The following is a 12940-nucleotide window of genomic DNA, read 5'->3' as shown; positions in this document are numbered from 1 at the left end:
ACCTATTTCTTCTTAATATCTCTTAATTTATATTTATTCTCTTTATATAAATTCCCCGCGGTTACAACATGTGCCAAAGCATCTTTTGCAAGTTCTTCGTCTAGTTTAACAGGAACTAAAGTAGTGTCGTTTTTAATTTCAAACTGCAATGGTTTTAAATTTGGTTGCATGATTACAACCTTATTATCTACTCTAAATGCGTTGATGTCATTAAATTGCATAATTGACCTTCCTTTTACATCTGGTCCTATTTTAGTTAGATTTCTTCCTATCATCGGCGTTTCAAACTGTGAACCTATATAACTTAATAATGTAGGCGGAATATCAATTTGGCTAGCCAATTTATCATATGCTTTACCTTTAGGAACCCCTGGCCCCATGATTAAAGCTGGAATATGAAACTTGTTTATTGGTACTAAATTTTTTCCGTATGTTCTTGTGTTGTGATCTGCAATTACGATAAAAATAGTATTCTTAAAATACGCTTCTTTTTTAGCCATTTCGAAGAACTTCCCAATCGAAAAATCGGCATATTTCATTGCGTTATTAACCGTTGCAGCTTTCTTATCGTAAGGTTTAATTCTTCCTTCCGGATACTCGAATGGTTCGTGATTAGAAGTAGAAAACATTAATGAGAAGAACGGTTTATCTCCTTTGCCTTTAAAGTAATTGTTTGCTTTTACAACCAAGTCTTCATCCGAATATCCCCAAGTTCCTTTAAATGCATATTTATGTCCATCGGAATCAAAATCTTCCTGATCTACAATATCCTGAAATCCATTTCCGTTAAAAAAGGAAGCCATATTATCAAAATTGGCCATTCCTCCATAAATGAAACTCGTCTCGTATCCTTTTCTTTTTAAAGCATCTGCCAAAGTAAAAAATCCTTGTTGTGAGTTTCCTAATTTCACTACACTTTCTGAAGGCGAAGGCAGGAATCCTGTAACAACAGCTTCGATTCCGCGTACGCTACGTGTTCCTGTACAATATAAGTTCGTAAAAAGTAATCCCTCTTTAGAAAGTTTATCAAACTCTGGAGTTAATGGTTTGCCACCTAAAATCCCAACATACTCTGCTCCTAGACTTTCTTGTAAAAATATAACCAAATTATAAGGTCTTTTTAAAAGTGTATCTGGGTTTTGAATATGAAGAAACGGAATTTCCGGATCGGTAAAATCAGCAGGATTCACTGTCATGTATTTTTTTACACGAGCAATTGCTTCTGCTTCTTCCATTTTACCATACATCTTGGTATTTCCTTCATTCTTGATAGAATAAGCTGCAAAAGCAACTGTGTAAAATGAATTTAATCCTAAACAGTTTGTTAACTGATCTGTAGAAAAAACGGCATTACTTGCATTTATTGGTCGCTTTGAAGTAAGACTTGAACGTGCTCCAAAAAACAACAGAAAAGCTACAAATGGAAACGCAATTAATTTGATTTTATAATTGGCTGGATGTGTATGAAAATATTTTTTTCCTTTTTTGAAAGCAAAATATATTACAACTCCTAAAATTAAGAAGGTTACGATTATAGAAACCAAATAACTTTTAAGAAGCATTCCTACTACTTCTCTCGGGTATATTAAATAATCTAAAAAGATTTTGTTCGGACGTGTATCATATTGTTTTACAAAATCTGGCGTTGCTAATTCTACAAAAAGAATCAGAAACAGAAATAGGAAACTATAAAATACCAGAAATTTGTTTGTGAATTTGATGCAGTTATTAGGCAAAAAAGTCACTAATAATGCTGGTAGAAATGACATATAACAAAGCAATATCAAATCCATTCGCAAACCTATCGGGAATATGTACCAATAGTCCTGAGTCTCAACTACTCGCTCCTTAAATAAAAAAAATAAAAATATTCGACTTAATGTAGTTATCAGTAATCCAATTGCTATAAAATTAAATATAGGTTTTAAAAAAGCGAATTTTTTCATTTAATAAGGAATTTCTAAAGTGTTGAAAAAAATATTTTAAATTAAATTGTGAGCGTTTATTCTTCGTAACGTTTTATCTCACGATCATAAAACTCATTGGCAAGAACAATTAATCCTTCCATTTCGGCATTCAATTCGCCTTCGTCAAGATCTTCAGCTTCTTCCATAAATTCAACCTCATCATCTTTTAAATTGATGATAAACCTTGGATAATCAAGATGTATAATGAAGATATCTTCTGGAAAATCAGTATTGTCGCCGAGTAAAAATTTAGGTAATTCCATTTTTATTTTAGATTTTATGTGTCAAATTTAAGAATTTGAAACTGAATTATTGATTAATTTTTTTGTGAGGTAATGAAAACGAATATACAAAAATATAGCTGCTGCTGTTAGTCCGGCCAAAAGACCTATCCAAACTCCTTCTGCTTTTAACTCTGTATATTCGGCTAAATAGTATGAAATAGGAAATCCTATAATCCAATAAGCTACAAATGTAATATACATAGGTACTTTTACATCTTGCAATCCGCGTAAAGCGCCTAAAACAACAACCTGAATTCCATCAGAAATTTGGAAAACTGCTGCTATTAAAAGTAATTTTGATGCAATAGCAATTACTTCGTTATTGTCTAAAAGTTGTCCTCCGTTTTCCATATTCAAAAAGATATGCGGTAAGAAATCGTGGAAAGCTATAAATAGAATCGCAAAAACAGTTTCGATTATAATTGCAAGTAAAAAGATGGAACGTGCAACTACAACTAGGTTTTTAAAATCATTTAATCCTCGCTGATTACTAACTCTAATCATCGAAGTAACGCTTAAACCCATGGCAAACATAAAGGTCATCGAAGCTAAACTCAACGCAATTTGGTTTGCTGCCTGGCTAGTTTTACCAATATTACCACAAAGCCAGATTGATGCTGTAAACAACACTACTTCGAAAAGCATTTGCATCGCTGAAGGAAATCCTATGCTTATAATTTTTTTAATAGTTTCTTTTTTGATTTCTGAAAAGCTAAAATTCTGAAAATGATGCTTTAATTCTTCTCTCCTAGATATCATAATATGCATGAACATTACTAAGAATATCCTTGAAATTACTGTTCCAAGTGCTGCTCCAACAATTCCCATTTTAGGAAAAATCCAGATACCATATATCAATAGATAATTTATTCCTACGTGTAATACATTTGCCATAACCATAGCATACATAGAATATTTTGTAAGCGAAAGTCCATCGGCAAATTGCTTATATCCCTGATACATGATTAGAGGAATCAATGAAAAAGCTACCCAATCAAGATACGGTTTTGCAAGTGCAATTACATCGGCTGGTTGCTCTAGTAATTCCATTATTGGCTTTGCCAAAACAATTACTCCAAAAAGCATTAATCCTAGAATAGTACACAAGAATAATCCGTGATGAAATGCGTTGCGAATTTTTTTGTCATTCTTCTCAGCATCGCCTTCGGCAACTATAGGAGTAATTGCTGTCGAAAACCCGATTCCTAATGACATTGCAATAAAAATCATACTGTTTCCTAATGAAACGGCTGCCAGTTCTGTGCTTCCTAGTTTTCCAACCATAATATTATCGACAATACCGATAAGGGTATGCCCTACCATTCCTAGTATTATGGGGTATGCTAATTTTAAATTATAAGAAAATTCTTTTGTATATTGAGAAAAGTTCACTCTATATTTTTTTAAGTCTGCAAAGATAATTAGAACCTTTCAATTCTTTCCCTATTATTCAATTTATAACCCTATTTATTATTCATTTTATCAGGAACCTCAATATTATATAATAAAAGCTAATAATTATATAACATGCTCCTTGTACCCAAAATATACTTTTACATCATTAATAAACTAAAACATCTGATACTATGAAAAAGGGATTCAACTTAAAAATGCTATTAATTGCAGTTTTTGCAATTATATACACATCTGCAACGGCACAAAGCACCGAAATAAAAAACTATGACCAAGGTTTCCGTTTAGGTTTTGGTTTAAATGGTGGTATTCCAACAAATAAAGTATATAGCTGGTCGTTGGGTGGAGATGTTAGGTTACAGTATGATTTGTCTATGAAAACATCATTAACCTTAACAACAGGTTTTACTAATTTGTTTGTTAACAAACAGGATCTAAAAGACATCGGATTCATTCCTGCAAAAGCTGGTTTTAAAGCCTTTGTTTGGGAAGATCAATTTTATGTGTTAGGAGAAGTTGGTGCAGGTTTTGCAGTGACAAACGGATACAATGACACCACTTTTTTATGGGCTCCAGGTATTGGGTATGCTAATAAATATGTTGACATAAGTGTACGATATGAAGATTACACAAAATTTAATACCAATCAGGTTGCATTGCGATTGGCATACGGGTTTAGATTGTAAACCAAAATATAAAACATTCATAAAAAGCCTTTCGAAAGAGAGGCTTTTTTAGTTATATACAATTTGACATACATCATATTTTACCATTGGTCAACAGATAATAACCATTAGTCAAACGTTTTTTTAGGATTGGAGAGGAACATGGTACTTCGTGGAAAATTTAATTTAAATCATGAAAAAATCTGTTTTTTACCTATCACTACTGTTCTTATTTCTATTGATTTCCGTTTCGGTAAGAGCACAATCTGGCATATCTGGAGAAGCCAAAATTGATTATGTTCCTTTTTCTAATTACGTTCGACCAATAGACAGTTCTAAAACTGACGCACAGAGCAATTTTAAAAGAGCTCAACTTACTCTGGAGGTTCCTATTTCTTTAAAAATGGACAAATACAATCATCCTAGATTATGGTCGATTGGCGTTCAGGGAGCTTATGCTAAAATGGAAAATAAAAATTATGACATCCCTTCTCTCCCAGAAGCATTACCAAATGGATTTCCTACAGAGATTTTAAATGCACAAATCGGAGTCAAACACTTACGATCAATTTCTCAATCATGGTCTTTATTAGCAATGGCTTCGGTAGGTGTTTATACCGATATGGAAGAAATTAACAAAGATGATGTGTTGATTCAAGGAGGTGTTCTTTTCATTAAACAATTCAATCCAAATTTAGCACTTGGTTTAGGGCCTGTCCTTACTAATAGTTTTGGTGTTCCGATGGTACTTCCTGGAATTTATTTTAATTGGGAATCACGAGGTGCTTTTCACTTTAAAGTTAATTTCCCAGAAGGACTGGAATTAGGCTACCGAATGTCTGACAATTTTGACCTAAAAGCTGTTTTGGAGTTAGGCGGAATGACAGCAGAAACCAACGTAGGCGGCAAATCGATATTATTGGGATATCAACAAATTATTGCTGGTATAAAACCTCAAATAAAACTGGGCAAGCACTGGATATTTGAACCTACTGTGGGATCAACTCTCGTTCGTTCGTTCTCGACTAATAACCGAAAAATAAAAGATATATTTAAAGAAAAAGATTTAGCCGACCCAAGATTTACAACTACTTTTTACGGAGCTCTAGCTCTTAAATGGAAGTTTTAAAATTATCGGCTTAACAAATTCTTATATACTACCTCTTTCAATAATGCTTCGCGGCGTGTTCTTGAAATAGGTAGTTCTTGTCCTTTTATAAACAAACGACCTCCAGAAACAGAATCGATGTGGGTAATGTTTACCAAAAAAGATTTATGAATCCTAAAGAAAATTTCAGCTGGAAGCGTTTCTTCTAATGAAATCATGGTTTGATGAATTACAAGAACCTTATCTTTAAAGTGAAGCTTGGCATAATTTTGCATTCCTTCTATATATAAAATATCTACCCAGGAAATCTTTTGGAATCCTTCTTCCTGGCGTACATAAAGATATGGATCTAGTTGTGATTGTTTAGGAGAACCAATCATTTGATGCCATTGTTTCGCTTTTAGAGAAGCTTGATAAAACCGCTGGAATGCTATAGGTTTTAGCAAATAATCGACCACTTGTAAACGGTATCCATCCAGAGCATGCTCGGAATAAGCTGTGGTAAAAATAACCAACGGCGGATTGTCCAAAGACTCCAAGAATTCTAATCCTGAGAGATAAGGCATATTAATATCCAAAAACAACAAGTCTACCTGTTTTTCCTGAATGTACGAAGTGGCCTCTAGTGCCGAAGCACAAGTACCTATTACTTCCAGAAAATCTATCTTAGAAATAAAATCTACAATTCCATTTCTAGCTATAGGCTCATCATCTATTACAAGGCATTTCATGGTCATATCTTATATTTTTTTATTTTAAAATTAGGTACGTGGACTAAATAGTCGAAAATTAACCGCAGAGTTTGCAAAGATTTACGCAAAGTTCGCAAAGCTTATCTGCAATCTTGCCAGATAATCTGAATCACTTAATGATAATTTGCACGCAGATTTTGCAGATTAAGCAGATTTACCACTTCTACAGCTTGTAAAATCCTTTCAATCCTTTTAATCTGTGGCAGAAAATTAACCGCAGAGTTCTTTCAACACAAAGCTTTGCTCCCGAAGCCTCGGGATTGCGTTTTTATAAAACCATCAGTATGTAAAAACTTTGCGCCCTTTGCGGTAAAAACCTACTTGATGTTTATCACTTTAAATCCAGAACAACCTCAACTGTAAAATCCGAATCGGTTTTATTTATTTTTAATTCATGTCGATTTGGGTATTGTATTGCCAGTCTTTTACGTACGTTTTCAAGTCCCAATCCCTGACTTTTGGATGGGATTTTATATTGCTCTGTATAGGAGTTTTCTATTTTAAAAACCAATTGCTTATTCACTTGTTCGCAAGATAAATGCACATATCCTTTTTGGTTTGGCAATCTCGAAACGTGTTTAAAAGCATTTTCTATTAAAGGAACCAAAAGCAATGGTACAATTTGTAGCTGTCCGTCTTCGATATTCCAATTAGTCTTTACATCTAGCTCATCTCCCCATCGGGTTTTTTCAACCGAAACCAAATCTTTTAGATACTTGATTTCGAGATACAACGCAACATATTCTTTATTACATTCATACAATTGATATCGTAAAATATCCGAAAACTGTATCAACAAATCCGAAGCTAATTTCACATTGCTTTGCATCAAAATATGAATGTGATTAAGCACATTAAACATTAGGTGCGGATTAATTTGATCCTGTAAAATCTTTATCTGTGCTTCCAAATGCACTTGTTGCAATTGCGCATGATTTTTTTCGATAACATTATGTTCCTGATAAAATCGAATACCACAAGCTGTACCATTAATTAAAATCGCTGCTGGAACGCTGCCACAAAACCTTGACCATAAAAAATGAAGTGTAGTCATATTAACCTCATCAGGATATAATCTTGCTCTAAAAGACACATCTGAAAAAGTTGTATATATTAATGCCAAACAAAAAGACAAAAGCAAAACTATAAACAAGCCTTGCATTGCAAATAAGCGCATTTTATTTTTACGCAACGCATTAGGAAGTAAAACATCACTGAGGAAATGTGCTAAAAGAATGGAACATAACAAAACCAAAACAACTTGATAAGTAGCATCCAGGAAATCATAATCTTCAATCATTTGTGCCCAAATAGTAGTACCTAGTATACACCAAAAAAAGACTATAAAAATCCAATGGTATTGATCTTTATTTTTTATTTTCATCTAAAAAAGAATAAGTAATATGAGAAAATTAGTATTCAAAAGTAACTCGATATTTCTAAAAAGAGCAGCAAAGTACCGAAAAGATTCTTTGCTGCTGCTTCTGAGTTAACTATAAAAAGAGGTTATAAAATAAAATATCCGATACTTACATTAAAGGAACTTACTTTGGAGTCAAAGTCTTTGCTTATATTATTTAAGCCGCCTTGATAAGTAAAATCAAGCGTAAACTTCCACATCTCTACTCCTGCTCCAACCTGATATCCGATATTCGACTTATCAAATTTCTTGTATGAATCTTTTAATTGGTTTAATGATGTAATATTATCATCGATAACATAAGAGTAAACTCCTCCTCCAAAAACTCTCACATTAAGAGCGTCAAGATTTACTACTTTATAACCAATAACCAAGGGAACCTCAATACTTTTCCATTTTACATTTCGTGACCCCATTAAAGAAGTCTCAATTTTAGAAGATTTCTCACTATATAAGATTTCATTTTGAATATAAAACCTTCCAATATCAAATCTTGCCATTGCACCACCAAAATAACCTGATGCATATTTAGAACTAAAGCCATCCGAAACTGGCAATTCTGAATAATTTGCTCCACCTTTTATACCTATATGAATCGGTAACGGAGATTGAGCATTTGCTTTGCTAGAAATTAAACCTAATAAGAAAAGAGTAGTCAACAATACTAATTTGTAAATTTTCATGATAATAGTTTTTATTAATTTGATGCAAAGGAGCATAAACTATAATCCCTATTAAAATTAGTTTGATGAACGGCATTACTCTTTTGACCAACGGACAGAAATCTTTTTTTTAGCCACAAATTGCACAAATTAGCACAAGTTGTTTTTTCTCTAGCTCCACCATCTATCCACCTAGCTTCTTGCTTCTCTCATCTTGCTTCTTGCTTCTTCTAATCTATCATCTTACTTCTTACTCACCAAATACCTCTCATCCGTCAACGTCTTCATAAAGGCAATTAATTGTTTCTTTTCTTTTTCGGTTAAATTTAGTTTGTCTTCGGGTAACGTTTGGTTAGGAAGGTCAAATCCTAAACCTATACCACCACCATCATTATAAAAATCGACAACCTCTTCGAGTGTATTATAAACCCCATTATGCATATAAGGAGCTGTAAGTTCTATGTTTCTTATTGTAGGTGTCTTAAACGAAAACTTATGAATGGCTGCTTGCGTTAATACAAACTTCCCTAAATCACCATCAAGCGTTTTGTTTTTATTTGGTACCCCCAATACTTCACTTTCTGACTTGTCAAAATTTGGAGGAACTGTTCCATTTGTAAGCGGAATAAAATGACACGTAGCGCATTTGGCTTTGCCAGCAAATAAATTAAAACCTGCTTTTTCATCTGCTGTAAATGTTGTTTTATTTTGCATATACTTATCAAACTTAGAGTCATAATGACTCAAAGAACGAATGTAAGATCCTAAAGCATTTTTTATTTCAAATTCATTTATTTCACCTTTCGGAAATGCCTTTTTAAACTCCTTTACATAATTTGGATTTTTCTTAATCGCCAATGCAGATTTCTCTAAAGAACCATGCATTTCGTTTTCATTTTTTATAACAGCAACTGCCTGATCTTCTAGATACCCCACTCGGGAATCAGAGAAAAACACACGCTGAAAAGCAATATTAGCCAGTGTTGGTGTATTACGCTGAATCATCGATTTTCCGTCTAGCGAAACTGCTCGTTCCAAACCATCTGTAAATGCTTTCTCTTCATGATGACATGAAGCACAAGAGCGCGTATTGTTTCCGGATAAAATTGGGTCGTTAAATAACTTTTTCCCTAATGCAATTTTTTCTGGTGTTGTTTTATAATCTGGAAATCCCGAAAATGCTTCCGCATCAAATGCGTCCTTATCAAATATAGTTTGTGCCGTTGGTTTTAAACCTCTAGATTCAGTCATAAACGGAATCCCTAGTTCTGTTTGAGTTTTATAAAGTCCTCTGCTCAACGGATTCGTAATTTCTCTGATAAAAAAAGCACGATCAAAAGCATTGAAATTAGTATTTGCTTTTAAGTATTTCTTTCCTTTTTCAAAAACATCAAGCACTTCTTTGGCATTCGAAACCTTCTTATCCTCTATAAAAACGCGATAATATTTTTCGATAGTTTCTAAAGACACCAATGCTTCGGGAATGGAGTTGAAAACAACAGGCGAGTCAAATCCTGTAATTCCCAAAGTAATAATGCGATACACTTGCAATCGCATGGCGTCAAAAACATGCGCATCGGTTAATTCGTTTGTGCTCGAAACTTTTTCTAAACGAGTTAAATTAGCCGCAAGAACTCCCAGTTCCTGAACCAACTCTTTTTTGCTTTCTGCATTATATTTAGGAAAAACTAACTCTTCAATAACCTGAAATCCTTCGGGTGGAACTGTAATTTTATCATTTTCTTCAAACTCACTTATAGCAGGACCGTTAATCGCTTTAGAAACCGTTGGCGAATAATATTCGCTTATCATTTCAACTTTCTTATAGCTTTGGTGTGCTTCTAGAAACTGCCTCTGGATTTGTGCTTCGGTCGAATCCGATTGAACCGAATATTTAAGCTTGGCAACTTTTTGAATTAATAAAGTAATATCTGCTTTAAACAATTCATTTACTTCCTGATGTTTGTTTTTTTTCTGACAAGCAACAAATGCTATTACAAACAACAAACAATATATTTTTTTCATGATTTAATACCGATTAAAAGAGGAATATTCAGAAAAACAGAAACCACTACCTCAATATGAAGTAGTGGATAGCTGTTTTATAATTACTTAAAAAATTTATCTCGCTAAACCTTTAAGTACTAAGATTTGACTTGCTTGTTTTTCGTTAGGACGATTTGTTCCACCATCAACACCTTTGTATTTATCGCCAGTCCAAGTATGTGGCTGTACACTCAACATAAAAGTATCTTCGATACCAACTTGCTCCGAAATATCGATTAAAGCACCATACTCCCAATCTCCAAATTGAGACATTCCGCCTACGTTATATTTAGCAGCATCAGCTTGCGTACGACGGTGATCTAACTCAACTACAACTTTTAAATCTTTAGTTGCAATGTTGTATTGATAAATGTAAGCATCATGAGTTTCGTCTCCGTAACCATTAGCATCTTCCTGAACGTAAACAAAGTTTTTAGTTACACAAATGTTATCAGGGTTTTGAAATTTACCAGCAATTCCAGTACGGTTATCACCATCAAGAACAACCTCTAGAGTTCCTTTTAATGGATCTGCAGCATCAAGATTTAATCTATAAACTCTACCATATTTAGTTCTGGAAGCATCCGCGTTAGTTCCAGTAGTATTTTGTCCAGTTACGTTAAAATACAATTCACGATCAGCAGTACCACCACCTTTGCGGTAATCTAAATCCTCAACACGACCAAATTTAATCGCTTTCAATGTATTAACCGATGCATTAATTTGAGCACCAGTAAGCGTAGTATGATTATCAATTTTCACAAAAGAAACAGGATATGATTTACTAACCTCCATATCTTTCTCTCTTTGGTTATCATCATTTCTTTTTAGCATGTATAAAGAACCTCCAGATAAATCACCCACAGTATTAGATACATACATAAAAACCTGACCTCCGTAAGTTCCAGAGTCATCATCACCAATTACAACAACTGTTTTACCTTTGTAAGCAGATGAACGTAAAGGCAAAGCATTTTCGGCACTTAAACGACCAAAACCTGCCAATTCCTTAGATACCGATGCCGAACCAGCACTTCCGTTAGGATCTAATGCATGCGTACGAGATTCCTCTCCAGATTCTCCACAAGTTAAATAAACAGGCCCAAAACCATGCTCAGCAGGTGTAGCCATTGTAGCTCCACATAATCTCCAAGTTCCTCCGCTAGAGTTTAACAAATATTCTCCTTTAGTAGGTTTAAAAGTTTTGTCAAGAGTAATTCTAGAAACTGCAAAATTGTCTTCGTTGTTTACTAAAAAAGTAAAAGTTCCATCGGTATTTTTTAACAAACCAGAACCATCAGCAGAACCTCCAAAAACAAATTTTGGACTATCTGGAAAAACATCATCAGAACCAAAAAGAGAATAGATTTTTAAGTTTTCAAAACCTGCCTTAGCTTTTAACAAACTTGGCGTAACCGATTGGTCTTTTAATACAACACTATTTGTTGCTACTTCCTCTTGATCTTTAGAATCGTTGTTACATGATGTAATCAGTGATCCCAGAATAATTAGGGGTAAAATAATTCTTTTCATTTTAGTTTTAAGTTGGTTTATATTTTTTTGGCAAAGTAAGCCCCCACTCTTTAACTTAAAATGATTTAGATATTATCAAAAAAACAATAGTTCTACCAAAACACCGCAATAAACTTAAAATTAATTAACATTAAATTAGTAATACAAAACATTCATAAACTTACAGTAACATCAAACCAAAAAAAAGAGCCTTATTTCTAAGACTCGTTTTCTAATTGTTGTTTATACATTTTAATGTTATCCTTGATACTATCAGGCAATTCTGGTTCCTTAATGTCAGCATGTTTTTGCATCACTTCCCAAATAATTCTGGCTACAATATAACGTGACATTTCTTTATCATCTGCAGGAACAACATACCACGGAGCATCTTTGGTCGAAGTTTTATTTATTGCTTCCTCATAATATTGCTGATATTCATCCCAATGACCACGTTCCTTTAAATCCGATACCGAGAATTTCCAATTATGCTTTTCTTTCTCCAATCTGCGCAATAACCTTTGGCGTTGTTCCTCTTTACTTAAGTGCAAATAAAATTTCAGAACAATAGTTCCGTTTTGGGTAATATGCTTCTCAAAATTATTAATTTGTTCAATTCTGTCCTTCCAGAAATCTTCCGGAATATCCTCTACCTTCTCAATTCCAGGCAAATTCTCATTTAATATAAATTCAGGATGTACGCGTGTTACCAAAATATTCTCGTAATGCGTACGGTTAAAAATCGCATACTTCCCTTTTTCAGGCAAAGCAAGATAATGTCTCCATAAATAGTCATGTTCCAACTCAGCCGAAGTAGGCGTTTTAAAACTATGAACCACAACCCCACGCGGATTAAATTCCTTAAAAACTTCACGAATCAAACTATCCTTCCCCGAAGTATCCATTCCTTGTAAACAAATCAAAACGCCGTACCTATTATGTGCATACATCACATCTTGTAGTTTACTCAATTTGGCCTGAACCTTATCCAGCTTCACTTCCTTCTCTTTCTCATCGGCATCTATATCCAACAAAGTCGGGATTTTTGATAATTTTATTTTATCAACAACTTTAAAATTTTTCGGGTCAATTGATTTCATAATTCCTCGTT

11 protein-coding genes are annotated in these 12940 nt (G+C 33.7%); 2 read left to right on the top strand and 9 right to left on the bottom strand.

Annotated features, from left to right (window positions below; translation table 11 throughout):
* Nucleotides 1-2: 2 nt before the first annotated feature.
* The 3 genes from B8T70_RS06380 to B8T70_RS06370 are packed head-to-tail and all read right to left on the bottom strand — an operon-like array spanning nt 3 to nt 3643.
* Nucleotides 3-1946 (bottom strand): LTA synthase family protein, encoded by a 1944-nt coding sequence (locus tag B8T70_RS06380; RefSeq protein WP_086894307.1) that lies wholly within the window; start codon nt 1944-1946, stop codon nt 3-5.
* Nucleotides 1947-2002: 56 nt separating this feature from the next.
* Nucleotides 2003-2230, bottom strand: a complete 228-nt coding sequence (locus B8T70_RS06375) for a hypothetical protein (RefSeq protein ID WP_039111261.1) — start codon at nt 2228-2230, stop codon at nt 2003-2005.
* A gap of 27 nt (nt 2231-2257) precedes the next feature.
* Nucleotides 2258-3643, bottom strand: coding sequence for an MATE family efflux transporter (locus tag B8T70_RS06370; RefSeq protein WP_086894306.1), 1386 nt, complete (start codon nt 3641-3643; stop codon nt 2258-2260).
* 194 nt (nt 3644-3837) lie between these two features.
* Here B8T70_RS06370 and B8T70_RS06365 point away from each other — a divergent pair, with 194 nt between their 5' ends.
* Together B8T70_RS06365 and B8T70_RS06360 are read left to right on the top strand one after the other, a co-directional pair.
* The gene (locus B8T70_RS06365) at nt 3838-4350 is read left to right on the top strand and encodes a hypothetical protein (protein WP_039111264.1); all 513 of its coding nucleotides are present in this window, start codon (nt 3838-3840) and stop codon (nt 4348-4350) included.
* Nucleotides 4351-4522: 172 nt separating this feature from the next.
* Complete coding sequence (locus B8T70_RS06360) at nt 4523-5458, top strand: DUF6268 family outer membrane beta-barrel protein (protein ID WP_086894305.1); 936 nt, start codon at nt 4523-4525, stop codon at nt 5456-5458.
* 2 nt (nt 5459-5460) lie between these two features.
* Here the strand turns inward: B8T70_RS06360 and B8T70_RS06355 are convergent, their stop codons facing one another.
* From B8T70_RS06355 to B8T70_RS06330, 6 genes are all read right to left on the bottom strand, one after another.
* A complete protein-coding gene (locus B8T70_RS06355; protein WP_039117672.1) occupies nt 5461-6174 on the bottom strand; it encodes a LytTR family DNA-binding domain-containing protein in 714 nt (237 codons plus the stop codon).
* 346 nt (nt 6175-6520) lie between these two features.
* Nucleotides 6521-7573, bottom strand: coding sequence for a sensor histidine kinase (locus B8T70_RS06350; RefSeq protein WP_086894304.1), 1053 nt, complete (start codon nt 7571-7573; stop codon nt 6521-6523).
* A 122-nt stretch (nt 7574-7695) separates the two neighbouring features.
* Complete coding sequence (locus B8T70_RS06345) at nt 7696-8292, bottom strand: porin family protein (RefSeq protein WP_086894303.1); 597 nt, start codon at nt 8290-8292, stop codon at nt 7696-7698.
* Between the two features lie 222 nt (nt 8293-8514).
* Nucleotides 8515-10296 carry a cytochrome-c peroxidase gene (locus tag B8T70_RS06340; RefSeq protein WP_086894302.1) on the bottom strand — a complete coding sequence of 594 codons (1782 nt, stop codon included), beginning with the start codon at nt 10294-10296 and terminating at the stop codon, nt 8515-8517.
* Nucleotides 10297-10392: 96 nt separating this feature from the next.
* Nucleotides 10393-11850 (bottom strand): hypothetical protein, encoded by a 1458-nt coding sequence (locus tag B8T70_RS06335; RefSeq protein WP_086894301.1) that lies wholly within the window; start codon nt 11848-11850, stop codon nt 10393-10395.
* A gap of 197 nt (nt 11851-12047) precedes the next feature.
* A complete protein-coding gene (locus B8T70_RS06330) occupies nt 12048-12929 on the bottom strand; it encodes a PPK2 family polyphosphate kinase (protein WP_086894300.1) in 882 nt (293 codons plus the stop codon).
* Between the last annotated feature and the right edge of the window lie 11 nt (nt 12930-12940).

Source organism: Flavobacterium sp. AJR (genome assembly GCF_002156885.1).
In the GTDB taxonomy this organism is placed as follows: domain Bacteria; phylum Bacteroidota; class Bacteroidia; order Flavobacteriales; family Flavobacteriaceae; genus Flavobacterium.
Note: the sequence above shows the minus strand (reverse complement) of the source record. Positions and strands in the feature narration are given on the sequence as shown.